Here is a 24,575-nt window from a genome sequence, read left to right on the forward strand (position 1 = left end):
CTGTTCACACTGACGACATCGTGCAGATGTCCGTGGCGACGGCCTATGTGCGGTCTGACAGCGTCTGCCCTCCCGGATTGTTCCCGAGAACAAAACAGGGGCGCTACGCTGCGGGAATGGACCTCTCAGGGGTGGTCTCGGCGCTTCATGCGAGTCTGCCGGAACTGGGCGAGCGGATGGCGCAGCGCATCCGCTCGGACGTCGATGCCTACAAGGACGAGTCGCTGATCCCCTTCGACTCGCTGCGCCGCTCGTGCACCGCCAACGCGGACCTGCTCCTGAACCAGCTCGGCCGCGCGGGCGTGCAGGACCCGAGCCCGGCCAGGGAGACCGGCCGCCTCCGTGCCGAGCAGGGCGTGCCACTGGCGGACACCCTGCACGCGTACCGGATCGGCTTCGAGCTCCTGTGGACGGAGGTCCTCGCCGAGGCACGCAACCGTCCCGAGGTCACCGACGCCCAACTGGTGTCCCACTCCGCGGAGATCTGGGCCCTGTTCGGCCGCTACGCGGAGGCGGTGGCGGCGGCCTACCGGGAGACGACCGCCGAGCTGACCTCGCGGCGTCAGGCGCGCCGCTCGGCACTGGTGGAGGCGCTGTTCACCGGCGTCATCGCCGACCGCACGCTGTGGGAGGCCGCCCGTGAGCTCGGTCTGCCCGACCGCGGGCCCTACGTCGTCGCCGCGGCGGCGGCCGACGCTCCCGGCGAGGAGCCGCTGGCGGGGGCGGAAGTGGCGCTGCGTCAGGCCCAGGTCCACTTCGCCTGGCGGCTGCTGCCCGACCAGCAGATCGGTCTGGCCGCCCTGCCCACGGCGACCGCGGAGAGCACCTGCCTGCGCATCCTGCGCCGCGCGGGCGCCCGCGTAGGCGTCAGCCCGTGCTTTCACTCTCTGCAGGACACCCCCCAGGCTCTGCGCTTCGCCCGTCTCGCTCTGGCCGGCCTCCCGGGCACCGACCCCGGAGTCGCGCGGTTCGACGACAATCCACTGGCCATGGTCGTCGCCGCCGCCCCGGCCGAGGCGGCACACCTGGTGGAGGTGGTCCTCCAACCCCTGCTCGGTCTCCCGGCCGCGGAGCGGGCCCGTCTGCTGGAAACCCTGGAGCACTGGTACGCCGCCGCCGGCTCCGCCACGGACACGGCGCGCAGCCTCTTCGTCCACCCCAACACCGTCCGCTACCGGCTACGCCGCATCGAGGAGCTGACGGGCCGCTCCCTGTCCGATCCACGAGCGGCGGCGGAGATCGGCGCGGCGCTCCTGGCGGTCCGCCGGGCGGGCGCGTCATTCAGTGACGTCATTCAGTAATTCGACTGCGTACTCAGAACGACGGAGAGTGCCAACCGTCAGCCCGCCCACGGCAGCAACCAGTTGATCAGCCAGGGACGGAACCGGAACTGTTGAACGGCGCAGGACTGAAAGGTGCCGTCTGACCTGCGCAACATGGGATCGGCCTGATCAAAGCCTGTAGTCGTGGTTCTTCGCGCAAGCGGTCAGTCCGCCAGAGCAGCTGGACGTACGGCCTCTGGCCCGAAGCGTCGGCGAGCACGGTCTGCGGCTGCTTCGGCGGCGCGAGCACGGGCATCGCCAGGATCCAGAGAAAGCTGCCAGTAGGCGCTGTCGGCCGGCAGCAGACTGTCGACACGGATCGCGAAGGCGCGGACTCTCGCTCGCTGCAGTCCGAGGGTGGTCAGTAGCCCCAGGGCGGCTGCGGCAAGGGCCGGTGAGTGGTTGGTCGGTTCCGGCATTGTGCGCGTGCGTGTCGTGGAGCTGTGGTCGGCGTAGCGCACTGTGAGGGTGAGCCGTCCGGCGATCTGGCTTTCGCCGCGCAGGCGTTGGCCGATCTGGTCGGCAAGTCCCAGGACCGCTCGGTGATGCTGTGCCGGGTCGAGGCAGTCCCGCTCCAGCACGAGGTCGGCGACCAGGTGCGCTGCCCGTTCCGAAGGGGTGACCGGGCGGGGGTCATGGCCGCGGGCGCGCTCGGCCAGTAGCCGTGCCTGGCCGGCGCCGAGAAGCCGCTGCAGTGTTGCCGCGGGTATGTCAGCGACCTGGCCGATGGTGTGCAGTCCGTATTTGGCGAGAGTGTCCGCCGTGGCACGGCCGATCCCTGGCAGCGCGGTGACCGGACGGGAGTGGAGCCAGGCGTCGGCCTGCCCGTCGCGGATCCAGGTGGTGTCGCCCGGCGGGGACGCGTCTGCTGCCATCGCTGCCAGCATGCGGTTGTTCGCGAGCCCGGCGCTGCTGTCGATGTCGTAGAGAGCCTTAAGCCTCAGCTTCGTCATCTGAACGATGTCGTAGGGAGGCAGACCGAAGTATCGGAGCGCCGAAGTCAGGTCGAGCTGGACGGCGCTGGGCGGGACGGCCTGCACGTGAGGTGTGACACCAGACATCAGTTCGATTGCGTCGCCGTACTGATCCTCGCTCAGCGCAGGGTGCAGATGGAGGTGGGCGATGTGCCGCTGACGTGTACTCATCCTCATCCCGCGCTCCCGGGGCTTCGGTGGCCGAACTTCTTCAGGTCGGCCGAGCGGGTGCCGGCGGGCTGGAGGTCGGCGTACGGATGCAGCCGTGCGCCCGCGGTGCCGTCGGCCAGGGTGCGTTGCGGCTGGGCGGGGGTCGGGTGCGGGCGGGTCTCGCCGAGGAGGGCGAGCGCGGCCTCGGGGCCGCTGTCCCGGCGGGCGGCGGCGATCTCGTCCAGGTCCCAGGCCATGGAGCCGACGACGGTACGGCGGGTGCCGCGCACCTGGACCGTGCCGCGCACCAGCAGCAGCCCGCTGTGGAAGACGGTGTGCGCGCAGGCCGGGTGGGAGTCCTCGAAGAACGCCAGGTCGACCAGGCCGGACCCGTCCTCCAGCGTGACGAAGATGATCCGCTTGCCGCTCGCGATCGGCGGCGTCTGCGTGGAGGCCCGCACCCCGGCCACGAGCACCTGCTGACCGGCCCGCATCCCGGCCAGATGCGCCGCGTCGGTCGCGCCGATCTCGCGCAGCAGCCGGTGATGGTGCTCCATCAGATGCTTGGAGACATCGATGCCGAGGGTGCTCAGCTCGGCGCTCAGCGCCTCCCGCCCGGTCATCTCCGGCAGCCCGCTCGGCTCCGCACCGCCGACCGCGCCCGCTTGGATGGGCAGTTGACCCTCGTGCGCGGACCGGGCCCGGGACTGCCGGTGCAACTCCGCGATCTGGAGCAGCAGATCACGCCGGGTGAGCCGGCCGTCGTGCAGGCAGTTCAAGGCGCCGATCTCGGCGAGGCGCTCGGCGATGGGCCGGCTGGGGCGGGCCCGCTGCCAGAAGTCCGACAGCGATCCGTACGGCTGGCTCTCTTCGATCCGCGCACACTCGCCCTCGCTGATGCCGTGCACCGCGGACAACGCGAGCCGCACACCCCACTGGTCTCCGTCGGCCTTCTCGACGGTGTGCTTCACCTTGGACTCGTTGACGTCGACGGGCAGGACGGGCACACCACGGCGACGGGCGTCGGAGACGAGGACGCGCTTGGGCCACATCCCGGGGTCGTGTTCGAGCAGGCCGGCCAGCAGGAACGCCGGGTAGTGCGCCTTGAGCCAGGCGCTCTGCAGGGCAGGTACGGCGAAGGCGACCGCGTGGGCGCGGCAGAAGCCGTACGCGCCGAAGGCCTCGACGGTCTTCCAGACCTCGTCCCGCACGGCCGCGCTGTAGCCACGCGCGCGTGCCTGTCGGTCGAACCAGTCCCTGATCCTGGGGAGCCGGTTCTTGTCGCCGAGCGCGCGCCGGGCGATCTCCGCCAGTGCGCGGTCGCAGCCGGTCATCACCGAGAAGGTCTCGATGATCTGCTCGTGCCAGATGGTCACGCCGTAGGTGTCGGCGAGCACCGGCTCCAGGTCCGGATGGGCGTAGGACGGTGTGCCGCCGTGGCGAGCGGCGATGTACCGCTCGGGCATGCCCCCGGCGACCGGGCCGGGCCGGAAGAGGCTGATGTCAGCGATGACGTCCTGAGGATCGCGTGGCTGCAGTCTCGACAAAAGGTCTTGTTGACCAGGTGACTCCAATTGAAATAGGCCCAGGGTCTGGCTCTCCTGGATCAGCTTGAATGCGAAGACATCGTCGAGCGGCACCTGCTGGGGGTCGTCCAGGTCGATGCGGTTACCAGTCGTCCGTTCGATCTCGGTGACGGCGTGGGCCATCGCGGACTGCATCCGCACGCCCAGCACGTCGAGTTTGATGTTGCCGAGCGCCTCGATCTCCTCCTTCGCGGCCATGGCCATGGGGTAGTCGCCCTGCGGGGTGGGCTGCACCGGCAGCCGGTCCAGGAGGGTGGCGTCGCTGATGACCACGCCACAGGGGTGCATGGCCATGCCGTGGACCAGGGAGTCGAGACCTTCGGCGAGCTCCCACAGGGGCCCGTACCGGTCCGCCTCGCCCGCCAGCTGTCGCAGCTCGGGCAGTTCGGCGAGCGCGCCGGTGATGTCGGCGGCCCTCAGGTGCGGGAAGCTCTTGGCGATCCGGTCGATCTCCGCCGGCGCGATCCCCAGCGCGAGGCCGGTGTCCCGAAGAGCCCGGCGGGCCCGGTAGGTCTCGGGCATGGCGGTGACCGCCACCCGCTCCTTGCCGAACCGGTCGAAGATGGTGTCGTAGCACTCCAGCCGACGGGCGGACTCCACGTCGATGTCGATGTCGGGCAGCGAGGCCCGGCGCACACTCAGGAAGCGTTCGAACAGCAGGCGGTGGTCGAGCGGGTTGGCGGTGGCGATGTCCAGCGCGTGGCAGACCATCGATCCGGCGCCGGAGCCGCGGGCCGCGACCCGGATGCCCTTGGCTCGGATGTCGGCCACCACTTGGCCGACGGCGAGGAAGTACGAGTCGTAGTTCAGCTCGGAGATCACGTTGAGTTCTTCGTCCAGCCGGTCGAGCGCCGCCCGGTCGCGGTCGAGGCCGCGTCGGGTCATGCCTGCCTCGCACTGCCGACGCAGCAACTGTGCGGCTCCACCCGTTCCGGGCTCGGCGCCGAAGAGCGACGGTTCCGGGAAGTGTGGCGTGCCCAGCCCGAGGTCCGCTGCGGGGTCGACGGTGCACGCGGCCGCCGTGGCGGCGGTGTCCGCCATCAGGCGGCGTGCCCGCCGGGCGTCCGCTCCGGCGCACTCGGCGACCATCTGCGCGATGACCATCATCGCTTTTTCGTCCTTGAGCCAACGTTGCCCGCTGTCCAGGTGGCGCCGGTCGATGGGGCGCAGCAGCCGTGCGGCGTCCAGGACGTCGGCGAGGCGGTGCTGGTTCGGGTCGGCGTAGCGGACGGCGTTGGAGAGCACGGCAGTGGTGCGGGTGCGGTCGGCCAGTGCCAGGGTGCGGGCGGCCAGGCGCAGGGATCCCGGACCAGTGTCAAAACGTTTCTGCGCGACAGCCTCCAGCCGGACTCCCCTCCCGAAGATCTCCTTCCAGGGCGCCAGCAGCTTGACCGCAACGTCTTCCCGGCCCACCGACAGCGCCCGCACCGGCTCCGAGAGCGGCCCGAGCAACACCGTCAGCCCGGGGCCGCCGTACTCGCGCAGCGCCTCCCACGGCACGACCACCGGCGCCGCGCCGGACGCGGTGCCGACATGGGCGGCCGAGGTGATGCGGCACAGCCGCGCCCAACCCGCCCTGTCCTGGGCGAGCAGCACGAACCGCAGCGGCGGCTCGATCGCGTGCGCGCCGCCGCGTGCCGGGGTGCGGGGCCTCTGTGGTGGGGGAGGGGGCGCGATGGCCTCCACCGCCAGATCGACGCCGAAGATCGGCCGGATCCCGTCTTTGGTGCAGGCGTGTGCGAACCGCACGGCACCGGTGACGGTGTCTCGGTCGGTGAGTGCGAGCGCCGTCATGCCGCGTTCGGCCGCACGCTGGACGAGGTGCTCGGGATGGGCGCCGCCGTACCTCGCGGAGTAGCCGGACGCGACGTGCACATGGGCAAAGCCCGTCATGCCGCACCTCCATTGCTCCACCCCTATTTTCGGCCATTTGCCCGGAGCGCGTATCGCACGTTCGTTCGATTACTCTAACCCCATCGACCCCGGTCAGCGACATGATTCGAACGTGAGATCGGTTTCGTGGCGTCCGAAGCGGTGGCTAAAACGGGCGTCGCTCGTCATCTCCGCGACTGGGTAATGGAGTTGGGGGCGACCGTCCCGTGTGCCGACGGGGTGAGTCGGTTCGAGATCACTTCGAGCCCCGCGAGTAGTCGCTTTCGGTCACGACGCAGGAACTGGGCGTGATCGTGGGCGCCCCTTGGCTCGTATCGTGTGTCATTGGCGCCGCTGCCGTCTCGGCCGCGTCCGGCCTCTTGTGTCAACCCCAGTGCAGGCCCCCGGGCCCGGGGGTGCTCCGTGATCCGAGGCGGCCGGCTGCCGTCAATCGATCGAGCGCTTGAAACAGGGTGGCGGGAGTGAGCCCGCACTCACGTGCCATGCGGTCCACCTCGGCACAACCGTGACCGGTTTGCGGGTCTGCGTGTGCCGCGAGATCGAGGGCAACTACCTGCAGAAGCGGGCCGCTGGCGCCCGCCATGCGCAGTGCCCGGTCGGCAGCGCGTCTCCGGTCCGGACGGGCCGGGTGCTGTGCGAGCAAGGCCGCGTGGGACGAGCTGGATCCGGTGCGCCATTGCAGGGCGCTGCTCTCGATCGCCGAGGAGCTCGGGCTGCGGATGCGCGGCGACGGCCAGGTGTGCCGCTGCTGACCCTCACCGTGCGGTACGCGGACCGGTCCACGACCACCCGGACGCGCACCCTGCCCGAGCCGACCGCCCACTCCGCGGCGCTCACCGGTGTCGCCCACCGGATCCATGAGTCGCTCGGTCTGCAGCGGGCCCGGGTGCGGGGCCTGGCGCTGCGCGCCGAGGATCTGACACCGGTGGAGCGGGCGGCCAGGCAGCTGTCGTTCGATCCGGCCGACGAGCGGGCGCGCAGGATCGAGGCGGTGGTGGACCGGGCCCGTGCGCGGTTCGGCCCCAGGGCGGTCGTACCGGGATCGCTGGCCGCATAGGCCGTGTCTTCGCGGCTCTTCGCCTCTTGACGATGTTCTCTTGACAATCACCCCCGACGACCTGCATGCTCAACCTATCGGTTAAACAACTGGATGGTTGATTACGAGATGGCAGACGACCCGCTCAGCCTCACCTTCAACGCTCTCGCCGACCCGACCCGCCGGGCCATCCTGGCGCGGCTGGCGGACGGGGCGGCGACGGTCAACGAGCTGGCCGAGCCCTTCTCGATCAGCCTGCAGGCGATCTCCAAGCACCTGAAGGTGCTCGAACGCGCCGGACTGATCACCAGGGGGCGCGACGCCCAGTACCGGCCCTGCCATCTGCGGGCCGGACCGCTCAAGCCGGTCTCCGAGTGGCTGGAGAGCTACCGCCGGTTCTGGGAGGAGAGCTTCGGCCGGCTCGACGACTACCTGATCGAACTCCAGGAAAGGCAGCGAAACGATGACCGCGAAGGCAAGTGACAACCCGACCACGCTGACCACACCGACCGACCGCGAACTCGTCATCACCCGCGTCTTCGACGCCCCGCGCAGTCTCGTGTTCGAGGCGTGGACCAAGCCCGAGCACGTACGTAAGTGGTACGGACTGCGCGCGCTGACCACGACGGTCTGCGACATCGACCTCCGCCCGGGCGGCGCCTGGCGCTGGGGCCAGCAGGACGCCGAAGGCCAGGAGATCGTCTTCTCCGGCGTGTACAAGGAGATCGTGCCGCCGGAGCGGATCGTCTACACCGAGATGTTCGAGCAGATGCCCGATGTGGAACCGGTGCTGACGACGCTCACCTTCGAGGAGAAGGACGGCAGGACCACGCTGACCAGCACTTCACTCTGGCCGACGGCCGAAGCCCTCGCCGGCGCCACCGCCATGGGCATGGAGGCGGGCGTGGTGGAGACCTACGACCGGCTCCAGGAGCACCTCGACACCATGGGCTGAGTCCGCAGGCCCGGCACACACGAACGGCCCTGGTCCCGTTGGGACCCAGGGCCGTTCGTCGTTTTCCATGATTCGCCTGCGACGGCATCTTATTGACACGGATTCAGTTTTTACCGGCACGTAACTTCCATCCGGCGGTTACTCGTGCGTACGTTTGTGGCAGCACCGCTATCCAGCCATCGCTACTCCCTTGAGCCGCAAGGAGACTGCTCGATGCTGCCTTGGAAACGTGTACTCAGACCGTTAGCAGCCCTGCTGTTGGCCGCCGCCATCGCCTTCACCCCGTCGGCGGCCGCCGCCGACTCGGCGCCCCACAGCGGCTGGAACAACTACTCCTGCAAGCCCTCCGCCGCCCATCCCCGCCCCGTCATCCTCGTCCACGGAACCTTCGGAAACTCCTGGGACAACTGGCTCAGCCTCGCTCCGTACCTGGTCAAGCGCGGCTACTGCGTCTTCTCGCTCGACTACGGCCAGCTGCCCGGGGTGCCCCTCTTCAACGGCCTCGGACCCATCGACAAGTCCGCCGAGCAACTGGACGTCTACGTCGACAAGGTGCTCTCCGCGACCGGAGCGTCCGAGACCGATCTCGTCGGCCACTCCCAGGGCGGCATGATGCCGCGCCACTACCTGAAGTTCCTGGGCGGCGCCGACAAGGTGAACGCACTCGTCGGCCTCGCGCCCGACAACCACGGCACCACCCTGTCGGGCCTCACCAAACTGCTGCCGTACTTCCCGGGCGCCGAGGAGCTGCTCAGCGCCGCGACCCCGGGACTCGCCGACCAGATGGTGGGCTCCGCCTTCATCACCAAGCTCAACGAGGGCGGGGACACGGTGCCCGGCGTGAACTACACGGTCATCTCCACCCGTTACGACCAGGTGGCCACCCCGTACCGCTCGCAGTATCTGGACGGTCCGAACGTACGCAATGTGCTCGTCCAGGACCTGTGCCCGCTCGACCTGTCCGAGCATCTCGCGATCGGCCTGTTCGACCGGATCGCGTACCACGAGGTGGCGAACGCCCTTGACCCGGCGCACGCCACCCGGACGACCTGCGCGTCCGTCTTCTCCTGACGGACGCGCGGTCGGTAGTCCGGTACTCCGGTAGTCCCGAAGTTCCCGTAGCCCGGCGACGGTCAGCGGCCCCTGCGGCCGCCGGCCGTCGCCCTGCGGCGGGTGGTGCCGAACATCGCGGCGGCGCCGACGGCGAGCGCGGCCGCGCCACCGATCGCGAAGTACGGGGTGTTGCTGTCGCCACCGGTCTCGGCGAGGTTCTCGCCGGAGTCGGCCTTCGGGGCCGAGGCGCTGTTCGGCACGGGCGCGTTGGCCGGTGCCTGCTCGGCCGGCTTCTCCGCCTTTTCGCTCGCTTCCGAGCCCTTCGTCGCCTCGCTGTGGTCGTCGCCACCGTGGCCGTTGTGGTCGACCGTGGACTGATCGGCGCCGTCCGCTATCTCCTCCTCGGAGGGGGCGGAGGCCGCCGGAGGCGTGGCCGCGCCGCCGTTGTCCGCGCCGAAGACGACGTCGGAGCAGGTGTAGAAGGCCTCGGGAGAGTCCGAGCGCTGCCAGATCGAGTAGACGAGGTGACGGCCCGACTTCTTCGGGACGACGCCGTCGAAGACGTACTCGCCGTTCACCAGATTCGGGTTGGTCACCTTGGCGAACGGCTGCGCCTCCAGGTCCGACCACTTGAGCGGCTTCGTCGGGTCGTAACCGTCCTTGGTGAGGTACAGCTCGAAGGAACCCTTGTGCGGGGCCGTGGCCTTGTAGTGGAACGTGTGGTTGCCGGCCGCCAGCTTGGAGGACGGCCAGTCACCGCGCGGCAGATCGAGACCCTTGTACTTGTCGCGGCCCGCGCTGCACAGCTTGCCGTCCGGGATCAGCGACTGGTGATTGCCCGCCGCGTTGGCGATGTTGACCTCGTTCCAGTCGTAGAGCGGCTGCGTGCCGCCCGCCGCGACCAGGGCCTTGCACGCCGCCGAGTCCGGGCTCTCCGGCCCCTCGGCGAAGCAGGCGGAGACCCGGCTGACCGGGTCCGTCATCGAACCGTGCGCGACGGCCGGAGTGGCGGTGAGCCCGGCCAGCGCGAGCGGCGCGATGCCGAGGACGGCGACCGTGGTGACCTTACGGCGAGCGGTCATGGTGGCGTTTCTCCTCAAGGGGGTCATATGGGGGGATCGAGGCGAGTTCAAACGGGCGGCGCGGCCCCCCGTCGGACTACGGCACCGACCGTTCGAACCCGCGTCGGCGATCAGCAAGCTAGCCGCTCACAACCTCGAAATCGCCTGCTGGAAGGGGGTGATGGCGATCCTTATGGGTCCTTTAAGGAGGCGCTAAGCGGGGGCTCAGAAAGACCCACACGGGTGTCCGGCGCGGCCCGAAATGGCCGTCCGTCGCAGTGGTCGGCGGACTACGGTTGACCGGGACCCGGCCGGCCCGGGTCCTTTGACCTGAGCTGACCTGAGCGCAGCCCGAGTGAAGGAGTCGTCGTGGCCCTGACCCGCGAAGAGCGCGAGCAGTTCCTGGCCCAGCCCCATGTCGCAGCCCTTGCGGTGGACACGGGCGAGGCCGGGCGCGCGCCGCTCACCGTGCCGATCTGGTACCAGTACGCGCCCGGCGGCGACATCTGGATCATGACGGGACGCGACTCCCGGAAGGCCGCCCTGATCGCCGCGGCAGGCCGTATCTGCCTTTTGGCCGACGTGCTCGAGCCCACCATCCGGTACGTCTCGGTCGAGGGGCCGGTCATCGGCACCGTCGCCGCCACCCGCGAGCGGTTGGTGGAGCTCTCGGCCCGCTACCTCCCGGCCGACAAGGTCGACGGCTATGTCGACATGGCATGGAAGGAGCACGGCGAGCAGGTGGTCATCACCATGCGGCCGGAGCGGTGGGTCAGCGCGGACCTCGGCTCGCTCTGATGGCGGTGACCGACACGACCGACGACGGTCCGCGGCCGAGGGTCGAAGTGCCGGACGAGGCAACGGATGTTGAGATCCGGGCGCTTCTCACCGCCCTGGACGGACAGCGGCGCCATGTTCTGGGAATTCTCGACGGGCTGGACGCGGATGCGCTGCGGCGGCCCGTGCTGCCGTCCGGCTGGAACTGTCTCGGACTCGTCCAGCATCTCGCCCTGGACGTGGAGCGGTTCTGGTTCCGTGCGGCCCTCGCCGGTGACAAGGACGTCATCCTCGGCCTCGACGACAGCGAGGACGCCTGGCAGGTCGAGCCGAGGCTGCCGGCCGCCGAAGTGCTCGACCGGTACCGCAGGGAGACGGAGTTCGCGAACGCCGTCATCAACGCCACACCCGCGGACACCGCGCCGGCCTGGTGGCCGCGCCATCTCTTCGGCGAACCGCACCTGTACACCCATCGGGACGTCCTGCTGCACGTCATCACCGAGACCGCGTGCCACGCCGGTCACCTCGACGCGGCGCGAGAACTCATCGACGGCCGGCGCTGGATGGTCCTGACCTGAGAGGCCGCAGCCTCAGGCGGTCGACCCCGTCGCCGTCAACACCCTCGTGCGGTCCTCCGCGGTGAGGGTCAGACCGTTGAACTCCTGGTTGTACCGCACATAGCCCTTCAGGATCTTCAGCAGTTCACGCTCCAGCGCCATCTCCGGGCCGGGACACACCCGCCGGGTCGTGGCGATCCGGCCGAAGGCGATGCTGGGGTCCCACTTGGTGACCTTCGCGGTGCCGGTCACGGTGTTGCAGCCGAGTTTGCCGCGTACGGTGCCGTCCTTGCCGAAGATCAGATACGGCTGCTTCGCCTTGCCGCCGGGCACGGAGGACGGCTTCTTGTCCACGACGAGCGAGTTCACCGACCACTTGGTGCCCACCAGCGGTACGGACGGGCCCTGGGACGCCAGCTCGACGGAGTCGCCGTTCTTGGCGGTCAGGGTGAGTTTCTTGTCGGCCGCACGCATCGTGAGCCTGCCGTTGAAGAACCCGCGCATGGCCTGCTCGAAGTCGGCGACCTCCTTCTCGCAGCCCATGGAGGTCGTAGCGCCCGGGCGCGCGATGAGGGTGTTGCCCTCGATCGTCGCCCCGGCGCTGCCGAAGCCGTTGCAGCCGTCCTGGCCGAACGTGCCCTTCGTGGTGATCCGGAGGTGCGCGCCGGGCGGCGCCGACGACTTCTTGCCGTCGACGGTCATGGTCTTGACCGTCCAGCGGATGCCCGTGACATCAGCTTTGGTTGTGATCGAATCGGCGTCGTGCGTGGTGCCGGAGGAAGGCCCTTTGGCCGACTCGGTGCCGCACGCGGCGAGGGTCAGGAGGGCCAGGACCGTTGCGGGGATGCTCAGTTGGGAGCGCATGCCCCTGGGACGGGGCATAGCGGACAACGGTTCCCTCGCCGGTGGTTCAGCCGACCAGCCGGTAGCGCCGCTCCGGCCGGCCCGTGCCGCCGTACCGCAAGGTCACCTCGACCCGGCCCGTATCCGCGAAGTACTCGAGATACCGACGTGCGCTGACCCGCGACAGCGACCCCGCCTCCGCGCACTCCGAGGCCGACAGATCCTCGCCCGGGTGCTCCCGCAGAATGCGCTCCACCAGCTCGGCGGTGTGCGCGGCCAGGCCCTTCGGCAGCTCGCGCGAGCCCGGCGGGCGGGTGCCGAAGATCTGGTCGACATCCTCCTGGCGGGCCTGGCCGAGCCGGTCGAAGCGGGACCGCAGCGAAGCCACATGCCGCAGCTGCTCCTGCAGCGCCGCCTGGGTGAAGGGCTTGATCAGATAGTGCAGCGCGCCCGCCCGCAGCGCCTGCCGGATCAGACCGGCGTCCCGGGCGGCCGTGATGAACAGCGCGTCGACGCTGGCCCGGCCCTCGTCGCGCTCCTCGGCCGCGCGCAGCTCGCGCAGCACGCTGAGCCCGTCCATGTCGGGCATATAGATGTCGAGGAGTACGAGATCGGGCCTCAGCCGCTCGGCGGCGCGCAGCGCGTCGGCGCCGCTGTGAGCCACTCCGACGACCCGGAAACCCTCCGTCGCGGACACATAGCGGCAGTGCAGCTTGGCGACCATGAAGTCGTCGTCCACCACCAGCACGTTCACCGGGATACACCTCGCGAGGACGGCCTGCTCAGCCACGTGTCAGCTGTTCCGACCTGGGGTCCGGGGGTTGTCCCCCGGGGAAAGCACAGCATCTTCCGGACACGCTAGGCCGCGACCACAAGGACCACAACGTCCGTTGATTCCGGAAGGGAGACAGCTTCTTAACACGCAGGCAACATGTGGGCCACTTCACACCCTCTCGAACCACCTCTCGAAAGGCGGCCCACGTGCGATTGCGCACTCCTCTCGCCCTGCTCGGGGCGGCGTTGCTGGTGCTGGTGGGGCCGCCGCTGCTCAGCGCAGGCAAGGGCTCCGACACCGGTACGCAGATCCCCGGTCTGCGGTTCATGGTCCCGAACACGCCCGGCGGCGGCTACGACATCACCGCCCGCACCGCGGCCAAGAACGCCGAGGACGCCGAGCTCACCCACAACATCGAGGTGTTCAACCTGCCCGGCGCAGGCGGCACCGTCGGACTCGCCCGGCTCGTCGGCGAGCACGGCAACGGCAGGCTCGCCATGTCCATGGGCCTCGGCGTCGTCGGAGCCGTCCACACCAACAAGGCGCCCAAGACCCTCGCCGACACCACGCCCATAGCCCGGCTCACCGAAGAGCAGGACATCGTGGTCGTCTCCAAGAACTCCCCGTACAAGACGATCAAGGACCTGCTCGACGCCTGGAAGAAGAACCCGGGCAAACTGCCGGTCGGCGGCGGCTCGTCACCCGGTGGGCCCGACCATCTCGCGCCCATGCTGATGGCGCAGGCGGCCGGGATCGAGCCCAAGACGGTCAACTACATCCCGTTCGACGGCGGCGGCGAACTGCTCGCCTCCATCCTCGGCAACAAGGTCGCCTTCGGCGTCTCGGGCGTCGGCGAATACCTGGACCAGATCAAGGCGGGCGAACTGCGGCTGCTCGCCGTCACCGGACCGAAGCGGGTACCCGGCCTCGACGCGCCGACCCTGCGCGAGGCCGGGCTCGACACCGAGTTCACCAACTGGCGCGGCATCGTCGCACCTCCCGGTCTCTCCGACGCCGAGCGCGACAAGCTCATCGGCCTGGTGGAGGGGCTGCACGCCTCCAAGCAGTGGCAGGAGTCGATGAAGAAGAACGGCTGGAACGACGCCTTCCTCACCGGAGAGAAATTCGGCGACTTCCTCGAAGAGCAGAACAAGAGCGTGGACTCGGTGCTGAAGGAGCTGGGGCTGTGACCACCACGGAGACCGAACCCACCACGGAGGTCCGCCGCTCCTGGCTGCGCGACCACTCGGAACTCGGCGTCAGTCTGCTGTTGTTCGTCATCGGCGTGGTCGTCCTGACCGACGCGCTCACCATGGACGTCGAGATCGCCCAGCGCGGCCCCGTCGGCCCCAGGACCGTCCCCATCGCGGTCGGCATCGGCCTGCTGCTGGTGGCCGTGCTGCTCGCCGTCGACGTACTGCGCGGCGGCCGCGGCGAGTCCGAGACCGGCGAGGACATCGATCTGAGCGAGCCGAGCGACTGGCGCACGGTGCTGCTCCTCGCCGGCGTCTTCCTCGCCTTCGCCGTACTCATCGGCCCGATCGGCTTCCCGGTCGCCGGGGCGCTGCTGTTCTGGGGCGCGGCCTTCGCGCTCGGGAGCCGGCACCACCACCGCGACCCGCTGATCGCCGCTGTCCTCTCCCTCGTCACCTACTTCGTCTTCAACAACTTGCTCGGCGTTCCGCTGCCGGGCGGCCCCCTGATGGAGGTGCTCTAGCCGATGGACTCACTCAACTCGCTGCTCGACGGCTTCGGCACCGCGCTGACTCCGGTCAATCTGCTCTGGGCCGCGATAGGCGTGCTGCTCGGCACGGCGATCGGCGTACTGCCCGGAATCGGCCCGGCCATGGCGGTGGCGCTGCTGCTGCCGGTCACATACGGACTCGAACCGACCGGCGCGTTCATCATGTTCGCCGGCATCTACTACGGAGCGATGTTCGGCGGCTCCACCACCTCGATCCTGCTGAACACACCGGGGGAGAGCGCGGCCGTCGTCGCGGCCATCGAAGGCAATCCCATGGCCAAGGCGGGCCGTGGCGCTCAGGCGCTCGCCGCCGCGGCGGGCGGTCACTTCGCGGGCGGCATGATCGGCACGATCCTGCTGGTGCTGCTCGCTCCGACCGTCGCCGAACTCGCCGTGGACATCGGCGCGCCCGACTACTTCGCGATCATGGTGCTGGCCTTCATCGCCGTCACGTCCGTGCTCGGCTCGTCGCGGATCCGGGGTCTTGCCTCGCTGCTGATCGGCCTCACGCTCGGACTCGTCGGCCTCGACCAGATGACCGGCCAGCAGCGGCTCACCTTCGGCTCGCTCCAACTCGCCGACGGCATCGACGTCGTCATCGTCGCGGTCGGTCTGTTCGCGATCGGCGAGGCGCTGTGGGTCGCGGCCCATCTGCGCCGTACCTCCGGAGAGGCGATCCCGGTGGGCCGGCCCTGGCTCGCCAAGTCCGATGTGCGGCGCACCTGGAAGTCCTGGCTGCGCGGACCCGCCATCGGCTTTCCGTTCGGTGCGATCCCGGCCGGCGGAGCGGAGATCCCCACCTTCCTGTCGTACGTCACCGAGAAGCGGCTCTCCAAGCACAAGGAGGAGTTCGGCAAGGGAGCGATCGAGGGCGTGGCGGGACCGGAGTCGGCGGCCTCGGCCTCCGCGGCCGGCACGCTGGTCTCGATGCTGACGCTCGGTCTGCCGACCACCGCGGTCGCGGCGGTCATGCTGGCCGCCTTCCAGCAGTACGGAATCCAGCCCGGCCCGCTCCTGTTCGAGCGCGAGCCGGACCTGGTGTGGGGTCTGATCGCCTCGCTGTTCATCGGCATGGTGCTGCTGCTGGCGCTCAACCTGCCGCTGGCGCCGCTGTGGGCGAAGCTGCTGCGCATCCCGCGGCCGTATCTCTACGCGGGAATCCTGTTCTTCGCCGGAGTCGGCGCGTACGCGGTCGGCGGCGAGGCTCTCGACCTGGTCATCCTGCTGATCATCGGTCTGATCGGCTTCGGAATGCGGCGGTACGGACTGCCCGTGCTGCCCGCGGTGATCGGCGTGATCCTCGGCCCGGCCGCGGAACAGCAGCTGCGCCGTGCGCTCCAGATCAGCGACGGCAGCGTTACCGGCCTGGTCAACACGCCGTTCTCGGTGACGGTGTACGCGGTGATCGTGATCCTGGTGGCGTGGCCCTGGCTGAAGAAACTGATCGTGCGCCGCCGTAGTGACGCCGCGGCCTGATCGACCGCCGCGTCCGCCCCGTGTGCCTCTCAGGCCACGGGGCGGACGCGGTTCAGAGTGCGAGCAGGGCGTCGAACCCGCTCTGGCGCGCCAGGAGTTCGAGCTCGTCCAGAGCCTTCACGGCCCGGTCCGCCGCCTGTGGGTCCCGCTCCGCCAGACCGCTCTCGGCGAACTCGTCCTCGTCGAGCCGCAGTACGGACGAGCCGTCGGCGGACACCCACAGATCGAGATCGAGATCCTCGACGACCAGCTCGCCGCCTTCGAGGACCGCGGGCCTGGCGATGTCGCAGTACCAGCCCTTCAGCGAGCCGTCGCCGGCACGGACCTCCTTCACGGAGAACCACCGGTCGCGCCAGTAGTGCTCGGTGAACACATCACCCGCCTCGAACCGCACGAAGCCGAAGTCCCGTACGCCCTCGCCCGCCCACGGAGCGCGGACCACCACGTGCCTGCCGTCGTCCTCGATCAGCTCCGCCGGATAGACGATCTTCGTCGCTCCCGCCTTGACCAGCCGTACCTCGATCATCAGCATCGGGCAATTGTCAGCGTCTTTGCTGGTGGACGCATCCTGATTTCCGCCGGTGGGGGAGAATCGGCGGGTGACCCTGAACATCACTGTCGACGACGACTCGGCCGTCGCTCCGTACGAACAGCTGCGTACGCAGATCTCCGAACAGGCGCGCTCCGGCGCGCTGCCGGTGGGCTACCGCCTGCCGACGGTACGGGGACTCGCGGAGGACCTCGGCCTGGCGGCGAACACCGTCGCGAAGGCGTATCGCGCGCTGGAGGGCGACGGAGTCATCGAGACGCGCGGGCGCAACGGCACGTTTGTCGCTGCTGCGGGTGACGCGGCGGAACGCCGTGCGGCCACCGCCGCCGCGGAGTACGCGGCGGTGGCACACCGGCTCGGCCTGAGCCGGGCGGACGCGCGGGCGGCGGTGGAGGACGCACTGCGCGCGGCGTACGGGTGACCGCCGGCCGGCCCGCTACAGATACAGGCCCGCGTCCGCGCCGCTGTGCTGGTCCGGGATCGACGGCGGGGTGGTGCCGCGGCGCAGCGCGTACAGCTCCGCCAGCGTCGCACCGTCGCGGCCGACGCCTTCCTCCGTACCCAGCCAGTTCACCGACTCCTTGCGGGTCAGCGCGCCCACCTCGATCCGGGCCAGACAGCGGCCGGGACGGACCACCGCCGGGTGGAGCCGCTCCAGGTCCTCGTTGGTGGTGACGCCCACCAGGACGTTGCGGCCCTGGCCGAGGAGGCCGTCCGTGAGGTTGAGCAGCCGGGAAAGCGCCTGGCCCGCGGTGTGCTTGGCCTCGCCGCGGATCAGCTCGTCGCAGTCCTCGAGCAGCAGCAACCGCCAGCGGCCCTTCGCGGTGCCTTCATCCTCGCCGATCGCGATGTCCATCAGATAGCCGACGTCGTTGAACAGCCGCTCCGGGTCCAGCACGCAGTCGACCTGGCACCAGTCCCGCCAGGAGCGGGCCAGCGTGCGCAGCGCGGACGTCTTGCCGGTGCCCGGCGGGCCGTGCAGCAGCAGCAGCCGGCCTGCGATGTCGTCGGGCGTGACCTTCATCAGCCGGTCCATGGCGTCGGCCACCGGGGCCGTGTAGTTGGGCCGGACCTCGTCCCAGGTGCCGGCGGCGATCTGGCGGGTGGTGCGGTGCGGTCCGCGCCGCGGCGACACGTACCAGAACCCCATGGTCACGTTCTCCGGCTGCGGTTCCGGTTCGTCCTCCGCACCGTCCGTCGTCTGCTTGAGGATCTTCTCCGCGAGCTCGGAGCTGACCGCGGTCACTGTGACGTCCGCGCCGCGGTTCCAGCGCGAGACGAGCAGCGTCCAGCCCTCGCCCTCGGCGAGCAGGGCGCTGCGGTCGTCGTCGCGCGCGGAGCGCAGCACGGAGGCCGACGGGGGCAGAAGTGCGGCACCGGGCTTCACCCGGTCGATGCTGGAGCTGTGCGAGTACGGCTGCTCGCCCGTCGCGAAACGGCCGAGGAACAGCGCGTCGACGACATCCGTGGGTGAATCGCTGTCGTCGACGGTGAGCCGGATCGGCAGCGCGTCCTGAGGCTTGGCAGACATGCGCCCATGATCTGGCACCGGACCTTTCCATGCACGGTCTTTTGACCGCAGGCGCGGTCCTAGGCCCTGTCTGGCCGATCCTGCCGGGCCGCCCGTGCCGCTGCTCAGTCCGGACTCCGGATCAGCGAAGCGGCCCGGCGGGCGCGGCGGACCACCGCGTAACCCTTGGTGAGCGCACGGTCCTTCGCGAAGTTCCGCGCGACGGCCCGGCCCTCGACCAGCCGCTCGAACTCCTCGATGCCGGTGCTGCGCCGCACGGTCACCCGCTCCAGCGCGTACGGCCCCTGGCCGCGCCGGGCCAGCGTGTTGCCGACGGCGAGCGACTGGGCGAATCCGGCCGCCCGGACGGTGCGCCGCACCCGCCGGCTCGAATAGCCGTACGGGTAGGCGAAGGAGACCGGGACGGCACCCAGCTCGTCGGCGATCACCTCACGGCAGCGGACCGTCTCGTACCGGAGTCGTTCGTCGTCGAGCTGGTCCATCTGCGGATGGGTGTGGGTGTGGCCGCCGATCTCCGTGCCCGCGGCGGCGAGTTCACGCACCTGGTCCCAGTCGAGCATGGTGTCGAGTGCGCCGCCTTCGTCGTACGCACCGCGCAGCCAGCCGGTCGAGACGAACAGCGTCGCCGCGAAACCGTGTTTGGCCAGTACGGGCAGGGCGTGCCGGTGTACGCCCTCGTAACCGTCGTCGAAGGTGATCAGCACCGGCCGCGGCGGCAGCGGCCGGTGCCCGCCCGACCGCCATGCCTCGCCCAGTTGAGCGGTGGTGACGGGGGTGAACCCGCGCTCGCCGAGCAGCTCCAACTGCTCGGCGAACGCGTCCGGAGAGACGGACAGGCCGCGGGTCGCCTCCGCCGGCCGGTGCGCGACGGCGTGGTACATCAGGATGGGTACGGCCTGATTCACGACACCTCACTTTGCGCGGCCGAGCTGATCGGGCGTGCTCGGTCCGCCGGGTCCGCACGGTCCGTCGGGTCCAGATGATCCGTCCGGCCCGCCGGGCTGATCGGGCCCGAGGAGAACGTCGGCGCGCCCGCCACCCGCGCACGGGCCGTCGCCACCGCATAGCCGCCCGCCGCCGCCGCGACGCCCGTCACGATCGCGGCCGCCCGGCCCGCCCCGCCGCGGCGGCCCAGCACCGCGTCGCGCAGACCGCGCACGACGCCCGCGGGCAGCACCCGCGTGGTGTAGCGGCGTTCGGACTCCAGGCCTTTGCCCGCGCCGACGCTGCGCGCCACGAGCGCCTTGGACAGCCCTTCGGCGTACGCCCGGGTGCGGAAGTACGCGAACTGCTCCCGCGCCACCGGGACCTTGTGGTGGATCACCGACCGGTCGTCGATCAGCAGCACCGCGTCCGGCATCGCCTTGGCGAGCCGGATGCACAGTTCGGTCTCCTCGCAGCCGAGCGGCCGTTTGTCGCCGTCGCGCCCGATGCCCGTGGCGAAGCCGCCCGACGCGTCGAACGCCCGCCGCCGGAAGGAGGCGTTGCCGCCGAGCACATTGCGCACCCGCACCTTGCCGCGCGGCAGCCCCCGGTACGTACAGCCGACGACCCAGTCGAACTCCTCCGGGAACCAGACCGGCCTGCGACCTGATGCCCAGGCGGCCATCGTCCGTCCGCCGACGGCCATCACGCGCGGGTCCTCGTAGCCCTCGGCGAAGTACCGCAGCCAGTCACGCTCGGCCACGGCGTCGTCGTCGAGGAAGGCGACGAACTCGCCGCGGGCGGCGGCGATTCCGGTGTTGCGGCCCGCGGAGAGGCCGCGGGGGCCCGCGTTGGCGAGCACCCGCACCTCCTCGCCCTCGGCGGCGGAACCGCCGAGCGGCCCGTACTCCTGGTACTCCTTGGCCAGCCGGTCCAGCAGCGCCGGATTGTGGTCGACCACGAGGAGCGTCTCCAGGGCCGGCAGCGACTGACGCCGTACGGAGTCGACGGCAGCCAGGATGTCCTCCCAGCGGTCCTCCGTGTAGACGCAGATCACCACTGAGAAACCGCGGTCGCTCAAGACGTCTCTCCCCGCGGGATGTGCACGCTCGGCGCCGCCGCGGGACGGCGGCGGGCGGCACGGCTCACGCGCTTCTCCTTGAGGATGACCTTGAGCACTCTCAGTCCGTCGTGCACGGCCCTGAGATTGCTGACCCCGTGGATGCGCAGGTACTCGTGGCTGGGGACTTCCTGCACGCGCAGCCCGGCCTTGACCACCCGGATGTTCATCAGGGTCTCGATCTCGAAGCCGGTGCAGTCCAGCGTGATCCGGTCCAGGCAGTGTTTCCAGAAGGCGTTGTAGCCGTAGCAGAGATCGGTGTAGCGGGCTCCGAACTTGCGGTTGACAACGGCGCACAGGACCCAGTTGCCCAGTTTGCGGATCGGCGTCATGTCGTCCGTGCCGCCGCCGTTGGCAAAACGCGAGCCCTTGGCGAAATCGGCGCCGGAGACCAGGGCCGAGACATACGAGACGATCTCGTTTCCGTCGGCCGATCCGTCAGCGTCGACCATCACGATGATGTCGCCGGTGCAGGCGGCGAATCCGCTGATGAGGGCATCCCCTTTGCCCTTGCCCACCTGCTTGACGACCTTGATGTCCGGCCACAGTTCGCGGGCCACCTGGACGGTGTTGTCGCTGGAATTCCCGTCGACCAGCACGACTTCATGAATCCAGTCGGGCAGGGTCTTGAAGACGTACGGCAGATTCTCTGCCTCATTCATCGCGGGGATGACCACGCTGACGGGCGGCGTGATCGCGAGATGAGAGGAGATCGGCCGGTAGTCGGAAGCTATTCGGCTGGGTTGCTGCATGGATTGCTGAACCGACGGATCTTGCCCCGGAGCGGCCGGGTGCAGGACTGAACTCATGAGTCTGTCTTCCCTCTCCACCGGTGGACCGTCCGCCCCACGGACGATCCGGATGAGTTTCCGGTTTGAAAGGGGGGTTTCTAGTCACCCGCCCATGACGGAATAGCTCTCCTCACTTGGTCGGGTGAGCTGGCAAAACTGGCCGCGCGGCGTACGGCTCGGCAAGAGCGCGAAAACCGAGCACGGCACCCCCCTACCGCGCCCCGTTCCGGAACCATCGCGGCGCCTGAGCCCTCCCCTAGAGCCGCTTTGCGTGATGGACCGTTGCGGGTGGATGTACGACGGTATTGATGATTAGGACTGTATGGCAAGACCTGGAACGAGGACTCACCTTTTTACTTTTTTGATACCGATTCGGAGGTCCGATACGGACCGTCCCGATCGGCTTCTCTTGATCCCTTTCCTCAATTGATCACTCGGACCGGCCTGTTCCGGATTCCGCATTCGACGGAACGGCGTCCGGAGGAAGAGCAGCGCGGTGATCGCGGCGACCGCCGCGACGGCGCCGCCGGCCGTCAGGACGTGCAGCGGCGAGCGGAACAGGGCCGCCAGCACGGCGATGACGACGGCCCCCGCCGCGGCCGTCGCCACCCGGGCCGCGAGCTCCAGTCGCGGCAGCGCGGCGTACAGCCCCCCGGCCGGACCCGCGAAGAGGAAGAAGAGCACGAACGGCGCGCGCAGCGGCGACGAGACGTCCGCGAGCGCCAGCGCGACGCCGACCCCCGAGACGGCGCACGCGACGCCCGCGAGCGCGGGCAGTAGATCCGTCCTGACTCCTGACGGCTTGTCGCCGATCGTCCGCATCACCGACTTTGCCCCCCAAGGCGTCGGTTGTGAGGCCATCCATGCTGCGCAGACCGGGGCGTTCCGTCAAGAAGACCAACGAATTCTTGGCATGGACACTTCCGGTGAAGTATGGGGCTTGGTACGAAAGTTGAGGCAGAGATCCTGCTAAAGGGAGGTTCCATGAAACTGTCCCGAATCGCGGCATTATCATCCTCACTCCTCCTCGGCGCCGTTCTCGCTCTCACCGGAGCGGGCCAGGCGCAGGCCTCGGAATCCGCTCTGGCCCTGGACTATGTGGCCCTCGGAGACTCGTACTCCTCGGGTCTCGGAGCGGGCAGCTACGACAGCGCAAGCGGCAACTGCAAGCGCAGCACCCGCGCCTACCCCAAGCTCTGGGCCGCCGCCCATTCACCCTCGTCGTTCGCGTTCACCGCTTGCTCGGGCGCTCGTACGGGTGATGTGACGGCCGGCCAGCTCGGCCCGCTCAGCTCCGCGACCGACCTCGTCTCCATCACCATCGGCGGCAACGACGCCGGCTTCGCCGACGTCATGACCACCTGCGTCCTGCAGTCCGAATCCAGCTGCATCAACCGGATCAACACGGCCCGCGCGTACGTCGACACGACCCTGCCCGGCAAGCTCGACGGCGTGTACTCGGCCATCAGAACCAAGGCCCCGGCGGCGCAGGTCGTCGTCCTCGGCTACCCCCGCTTCTACAAGCTCGGCGGCAGCTGCATCGCAGGACTGAGTGAGAACGAACGGTCCGCGATCAACTCCGCCGCCGACTACCTCAACGCCGCCATCGCGAAGCGCGCAGCCAACCACGGCTACGATTTCGCGGATGTGACCCCCGCCTTCACCGGGCACGAGATCTGCTCCGGTGCGGCCTGGCTGCACAGCGTCAACTGGCTCAACATCAGCGAGTCGTACCACCCCACCGCCTCCGGCCAGTCCGGCGGCTATCTGCCCGTCTTCACCTCGCACGCCTGACCGCGAAGCCGACGGTGCTCGCGGCGTCGGGCGTGTTCGCCGTGTAGGAGCCGCCGTCCGTCGGGGTCTCCTGCTCGCAGGTGACCGAGAACTCCACCCAGTTGGACCGCGCCTCGACCGGACTCCGGACCTCCACCCGGATCCGGTCGTGGTGCGTCTCGCCCGCCCTGTAGGTCAGCTCGACATGGTTGACCTGCTTCTGCTTCGGGTCTCCGGCCGCGAACCGCAGCGTCCTCCAGCCGGAGCCGGAGCTCTCGCCGCTCTCCGTGGCCCAGCGGTAGTTCACGGTGGCGGGGAGGCGGCCGACCGTGACCGTCGCCCGGAACGCCGGAGCCTTGGCCTCGGGCGGCGGACAGGTGCCCGAGTAACTGCCGTGCACCGCCTGTGCGTGGACGCTGACGGTCTGGGGTGCCTGGTGGGTCGTACCGCCGTTGCCCGTCGTGGCGCCGCCGTCGTCGTCACCGCCGCCGTCCGTGTTGCCGCCCGGAGCGGCCGCCGTGCCGGTGGGACCGGGCGTCGTGCTTCCCGTCACCGGACCGGGGCTGTTGCCGCCGCCGCCCTTGTCGTCCGGGTCCTTGTTTTTGTTGACCAGCGCCCAGGCCAGACCGCCGATCGCGAGCAGCAGCACCGCAACGCCCGTGGCCAGCACGACCTTGGCCCGTCGCGGATGACCCTGCTGCGGTCCATGGGTCGCCGCCGTGGTCGCATGAGCGGGCATGGCGAGCGGCACCGGCACCGGCACGGGCGCGGTGGCCGGCCCGGGCGACGGGGCCGATGAGACGGACGGGACGGTCGGGCTGTACGAACCCGGCTGCGTGGCCGGTTGCGGAGTGCCGCCCGCGCCGACCAACCGCAGCAGACGCTCGGCCTCGTCCGCCGGGAGCCGGTCCGCCGGATCCTTGCGCAGAAGTCCCGCGATCACCGGCGCCAGCGCACCGGCCCTGCGCGGCGGCGGCAGCTCCTCGTCGACCACGGCCCGCAAAGTGCTCAGCGGAGTGTTCTGGCGGAACGGCGAACTGCCCTCCACCGTCGCGTACAGCAGCACACCGAGCGACCACAGATCCGACTCAGGACCCGGATTGCGCCCCAACGCCCGCTCGGGCGCGAGGAACTCGGGCGAGCCGATCAGCTCGCCGGTCATCGTGAGGTTGGACGTGCCCTCGACCATCGCGATCCCGAAGTCGGAGAGCACCACGCGATCGTCGTTCGAGATGAGCACGTTCCCCGGCTTCACGTCGCGGTGCAGCACACCCGCCTCGTGAGCGGCGCGCAGCGCGGCGAGGATCTCCGCGCCGATGTGCGCCGCGCGCTGCGGAGTCAGCGGTCCCTCCGCCTCCAGCACGTCGGCGAGCGAGAGCCCGCGGATCAGCTCCATCACGATCCACGGCCGGTTCTCTTCCATCGCGACATCGAAGACGGTCACGACGTTGCGGTGCGAGATCCGTCCCGCGGCCCACGCCTCCCGCTCCAGGCGCTGGTAGAGCCGGCGCTCGTCGGCGGAGCCCAGACCGGCGGGCGCCCGCACCTCCTTCACGGCGACCTCGCGGGCCAGCACCTCGTCGCGGGCGCGCCACACCACGCCCATGCCGCCTTCGCCCAGTGGGCTCAGCAGCCGGTAACGCCCCGCGATCAGTTGATTCTCGGGCACGCGAGCCCCCATCCG

The 24,575-nt window shown here is 69.8% G+C and carries 23 protein-coding genes and 1 pseudogene; 12 read left to right on the forward strand and 12 right to left on the reverse strand.

The window, feature by feature from the left end:
- The first annotated feature begins 131 nt into the window (after nt 1-131).
- On the forward strand, nt 132-1,301 hold the full coding sequence (locus tag ACH4YL_RS16315) for a PucR family transcriptional regulator (protein WP_398508368.1): 1,170 nt from the start codon (nt 132-134) through the stop codon (nt 1,299-1,301).
- A gap of 185 nt (nt 1,302-1,486) precedes the next feature.
- Here the strand turns inward: ACH4YL_RS16315 and ACH4YL_RS16320 are convergent, their stop codons facing one another.
- Entirely contained in the window at nt 1,487-2,467 is a 981-nt protein-coding gene (locus tag ACH4YL_RS16320; RefSeq protein WP_398507990.1) for a DNA polymerase thumb domain-containing protein, read from the reverse strand.
- A 2-nt stretch (nt 2,468-2,469) separates the two neighbouring features.
- Nucleotides 2,470-5,925: a DNA polymerase III subunit alpha gene (locus tag ACH4YL_RS16325; protein WP_398507991.1), complete on the reverse strand. Its 3,456-nt coding sequence runs from the start codon at nt 5,923-5,925 to the stop codon at nt 2,470-2,472.
- 653 nt (nt 5,926-6,578) lie between these two features.
- On the opposite strand from ACH4YL_RS16325, the pseudogene ACH4YL_RS16330 reads away from it, so the two are divergent.
- The 4 genes and pseudogenes from ACH4YL_RS16330 to ACH4YL_RS16345 all read left to right on the forward strand — a co-directional run.
- Nucleotides 6,579-6,982 (forward strand): annotated as a pseudogene (locus ACH4YL_RS16330) (hypothetical protein); the annotation flags it as partial.
- 108 nt (nt 6,983-7,090) lie between these two features.
- Nucleotides 7,091-7,444, forward strand: a complete 354-nt coding sequence (locus tag ACH4YL_RS16335) for an ArsR/SmtB family transcription factor (RefSeq protein WP_398507992.1) — start codon at nt 7,091-7,093, stop codon at nt 7,442-7,444.
- Complete coding sequence (locus ACH4YL_RS16340) at nt 7,425-7,916, forward strand: SRPBCC family protein (protein ID WP_398507993.1); 492 nt, start codon at nt 7,425-7,427, stop codon at nt 7,914-7,916. Before ACH4YL_RS16335 ends, ACH4YL_RS16340 begins: the two co-directional genes overlap by 20 nt.
- 213 nt (nt 7,917-8,129) lie before the next feature.
- Nucleotides 8,130-8,987, forward strand: a complete 858-nt coding sequence (locus ACH4YL_RS16345) for an esterase/lipase family protein (protein ID WP_398507994.1) — start codon at nt 8,130-8,132, stop codon at nt 8,985-8,987.
- 62 nt (nt 8,988-9,049) lie between these two features.
- Here ACH4YL_RS16345 and ACH4YL_RS16350 read toward each other — a convergent pair whose 3' ends face one another.
- Nucleotides 9,050-10,051 (reverse strand): lytic polysaccharide monooxygenase, encoded by a 1,002-nt coding sequence (locus ACH4YL_RS16350; protein WP_398507995.1) that lies wholly within the window; start codon nt 10,049-10,051, stop codon nt 9,050-9,052.
- A 348-nt stretch (nt 10,052-10,399) separates the two neighbouring features.
- Between ACH4YL_RS16350 and ACH4YL_RS16355 the strand changes: the two genes are divergently transcribed.
- Together ACH4YL_RS16355 and ACH4YL_RS16360 are read left to right on the forward strand one after the other, a co-directional pair.
- On the forward strand, nt 10,400-10,828 hold the full coding sequence (locus tag ACH4YL_RS16355; RefSeq protein WP_398507996.1) for a pyridoxamine 5'-phosphate oxidase family protein: 429 nt from the start codon (nt 10,400-10,402) through the stop codon (nt 10,826-10,828).
- A complete protein-coding gene (locus ACH4YL_RS16360; protein WP_398507997.1) occupies nt 10,828-11,385 on the forward strand; it encodes a DinB family protein in 558 nt (185 codons plus the stop codon). Before ACH4YL_RS16355 ends, ACH4YL_RS16360 begins: the two co-directional genes overlap by 1 nt.
- Before the next feature lie 12 nt (nt 11,386-11,397).
- Here ACH4YL_RS16360 and ACH4YL_RS16365 read toward each other — a convergent pair whose 3' ends face one another.
- Both ACH4YL_RS16365 and ACH4YL_RS16370 read right to left on the reverse strand, forming a co-directional pair.
- On the reverse strand, nt 11,398-12,246 hold the full coding sequence (locus ACH4YL_RS16365; RefSeq protein WP_398507998.1) for an META domain-containing protein: 849 nt from the start codon (nt 12,244-12,246) through the stop codon (nt 11,398-11,400).
- A 28-nt stretch (nt 12,247-12,274) separates the two neighbouring features.
- Complete coding sequence (locus ACH4YL_RS16370) at nt 12,275-12,955, reverse strand: response regulator (protein ID WP_398508369.1); 681 nt, start codon at nt 12,953-12,955, stop codon at nt 12,275-12,277.
- A 233-nt stretch (nt 12,956-13,188) separates the two neighbouring features.
- On the opposite strand from ACH4YL_RS16370, the gene ACH4YL_RS16375 reads away from it, so the two are divergent.
- Genes ACH4YL_RS16375 through ACH4YL_RS16385 form a run of 3 tightly spaced genes read left to right on the forward strand, consistent with a single transcriptional unit; the run spans nt 13,189 to nt 16,202 of the window.
- On the forward strand, nt 13,189-14,172 hold the full coding sequence (locus tag ACH4YL_RS16375) for a Bug family tripartite tricarboxylate transporter substrate binding protein (protein WP_398507999.1): 984 nt from the start codon (nt 13,189-13,191) through the stop codon (nt 14,170-14,172).
- Nucleotides 14,169-14,699 (forward strand): tripartite tricarboxylate transporter TctB family protein, encoded by a 531-nt coding sequence (locus tag ACH4YL_RS16380; RefSeq protein WP_398508000.1) that lies wholly within the window; start codon nt 14,169-14,171, stop codon nt 14,697-14,699. The genes ACH4YL_RS16375 and ACH4YL_RS16380 overlap by 4 nt, the downstream gene beginning before the upstream one ends.
- Before the next feature lie 3 nt (nt 14,700-14,702).
- The gene (locus ACH4YL_RS16385) at nt 14,703-16,202 is read left to right on the forward strand and encodes a tripartite tricarboxylate transporter permease (protein ID WP_398508001.1); all 1,500 of its coding nucleotides are present in this window, start codon (nt 14,703-14,705) and stop codon (nt 16,200-16,202) included.
- A gap of 52 nt (nt 16,203-16,254) precedes the next feature.
- On the opposite strand, the gene ACH4YL_RS16390 is transcribed toward ACH4YL_RS16385, so the two are convergent.
- Complete coding sequence (locus ACH4YL_RS16390) at nt 16,255-16,734, reverse strand: DUF402 domain-containing protein (protein ID WP_398508002.1); 480 nt, start codon at nt 16,732-16,734, stop codon at nt 16,255-16,257.
- Nucleotides 16,735-16,801: 67 nt separating this feature from the next.
- Between ACH4YL_RS16390 and ACH4YL_RS16395 the strand changes: the two genes are divergently transcribed.
- Nucleotides 16,802-17,173: a GntR family transcriptional regulator gene (locus ACH4YL_RS16395; RefSeq protein ID WP_398508003.1), complete on the forward strand. Its 372-nt coding sequence runs from the start codon at nt 16,802-16,804 to the stop codon at nt 17,171-17,173.
- A gap of 15 nt (nt 17,174-17,188) precedes the next feature.
- Here the strand turns inward: ACH4YL_RS16395 and ACH4YL_RS16400 are convergent, their stop codons facing one another.
- From ACH4YL_RS16400 to ACH4YL_RS16420, 5 genes are all read right to left on the reverse strand, one after another.
- A complete protein-coding gene (locus ACH4YL_RS16400) occupies nt 17,189-18,283 on the reverse strand; it encodes a DUF5925 domain-containing protein (RefSeq protein ID WP_398508004.1) in 1,095 nt (364 codons plus the stop codon).
- Between the two features lie 104 nt (nt 18,284-18,387).
- A complete protein-coding gene (locus tag ACH4YL_RS16405; protein ID WP_398508370.1) occupies nt 18,388-19,164 on the reverse strand; it encodes a polysaccharide deacetylase family protein in 777 nt (258 codons plus the stop codon).
- A 20-nt stretch (nt 19,165-19,184) separates the two neighbouring features.
- On the reverse strand, nt 19,185-20,288 hold the full coding sequence (locus ACH4YL_RS16410; RefSeq protein WP_398508005.1) for a glycosyltransferase family 2 protein: 1,104 nt from the start codon (nt 20,286-20,288) through the stop codon (nt 19,185-19,187).
- A complete protein-coding gene (locus ACH4YL_RS16415; protein WP_398508006.1) occupies nt 20,285-21,136 on the reverse strand; it encodes a glycosyltransferase family 2 protein in 852 nt (283 codons plus the stop codon). The genes ACH4YL_RS16410 and ACH4YL_RS16415 overlap by 4 nt, the downstream gene beginning before the upstream one ends.
- Before the next feature lie 327 nt (nt 21,137-21,463).
- Complete coding sequence (locus ACH4YL_RS16420; RefSeq protein ID WP_398508007.1) at nt 21,464-21,940, reverse strand: hypothetical protein; 477 nt, start codon at nt 21,938-21,940, stop codon at nt 21,464-21,466.
- 162 nt (nt 21,941-22,102) lie between these two features.
- On the opposite strand from ACH4YL_RS16420, the gene ACH4YL_RS16425 reads away from it, so the two are divergent.
- Complete coding sequence (locus ACH4YL_RS16425; protein ID WP_398508008.1) at nt 22,103-22,912, forward strand: SGNH/GDSL hydrolase family protein; 810 nt, start codon at nt 22,103-22,105, stop codon at nt 22,910-22,912.
- Here ACH4YL_RS16425 and ACH4YL_RS16430 read toward each other — a convergent pair.
- Nucleotides 22,896-24,572, reverse strand: a complete 1,677-nt coding sequence (locus ACH4YL_RS16430) for a protein kinase (RefSeq protein WP_398508371.1) — start codon at nt 24,570-24,572, stop codon at nt 22,896-22,898. The two genes, ACH4YL_RS16425 and ACH4YL_RS16430, sit on opposite strands and share 17 nt — an antisense overlap.
- Between the last annotated feature and the right edge of the window lie 3 nt (nt 24,573-24,575).

Source organism: Streptomyces sp. NPDC020681, from assembly GCF_044334895.1.
In the GTDB taxonomy this organism is placed as follows: domain Bacteria; phylum Actinomycetota; class Actinomycetes; order Streptomycetales; family Streptomycetaceae; genus Streptomyces.

Bases quoted from the DNA above. Each gene is read 5' to 3' on its own strand.
- ACH4YL_RS16320 (WP_398507990.1), bottom strand. From the start codon at position 2,467: ATGAGTACACGTCAGCGGCACATCGCCCACCTCCATCTGCACCCTGCG.
- ACH4YL_RS16325 (WP_398507991.1), bottom strand. From the start codon at position 5,925: ATGACGGGCTTTGCCCATGTGCACGTCGCGTCCGGCTACTCCGCGAGG.
- ACH4YL_RS16335 (WP_398507992.1), top strand. From the start codon at position 7,091: ATGGCAGACGACCCGCTCAGCCTCACCTTCAACGCTCTCGCCGACCCG.
- ACH4YL_RS16340 (WP_398507993.1), top strand. From the start codon at position 7,425: ATGACCGCGAAGGCAAGTGACAACCCGACCACGCTGACCACACCGACC.
- ACH4YL_RS16345 (WP_398507994.1), top strand. From the start codon at position 8,130: ATGCTGCCTTGGAAACGTGTACTCAGACCGTTAGCAGCCCTGCTGTTG.
- ACH4YL_RS16350 (WP_398507995.1), bottom strand. From the start codon at position 10,051: ATGACCGCTCGCCGTAAGGTCACCACGGTCGCCGTCCTCGGCATCGCG.
- ACH4YL_RS16360 (WP_398507997.1), top strand. From the start codon at position 10,828: ATGGCGGTGACCGACACGACCGACGACGGTCCGCGGCCGAGGGTCGAA.
- ACH4YL_RS16365 (WP_398507998.1), bottom strand. From the start codon at position 12,246: ATGCCCCGTCCCAGGGGCATGCGCTCCCAACTGAGCATCCCCGCAACG.
- ACH4YL_RS16385 (WP_398508001.1), top strand. From the start codon at position 14,703: ATGGACTCACTCAACTCGCTGCTCGACGGCTTCGGCACCGCGCTGACT.
- ACH4YL_RS16390 (WP_398508002.1), bottom strand. From the start codon at position 16,734: ATGCTGATGATCGAGGTACGGCTGGTCAAGGCGGGAGCGACGAAGATC.
- ACH4YL_RS16400 (WP_398508004.1), bottom strand. From the start codon at position 18,283: ATGTCTGCCAAGCCTCAGGACGCGCTGCCGATCCGGCTCACCGTCGAC.
- ACH4YL_RS16405 (WP_398508370.1), bottom strand. From the start codon at position 19,164: ATGTACCACGCCGTCGCGCACCGGCCGGCGGAGGCGACCCGCGGCCTG.
- ACH4YL_RS16415 (WP_398508006.1), bottom strand. From the start codon at position 21,136: ATGAGTTCAGTCCTGCACCCGGCCGCTCCGGGGCAAGATCCGTCGGTT.
- ACH4YL_RS16420 (WP_398508007.1), bottom strand. From the start codon at position 21,940: ATGCGGACGATCGGCGACAAGCCGTCAGGAGTCAGGACGGATCTACTG.
- ACH4YL_RS16425 (WP_398508008.1), top strand. From the start codon at position 22,103: ATGAAACTGTCCCGAATCGCGGCATTATCATCCTCACTCCTCCTCGGC.
- ACH4YL_RS16430 (WP_398508371.1), bottom strand. From the start codon at position 24,572: ATGGGGGCTCGCGTGCCCGAGAATCAACTGATCGCGGGGCGTTACCGG.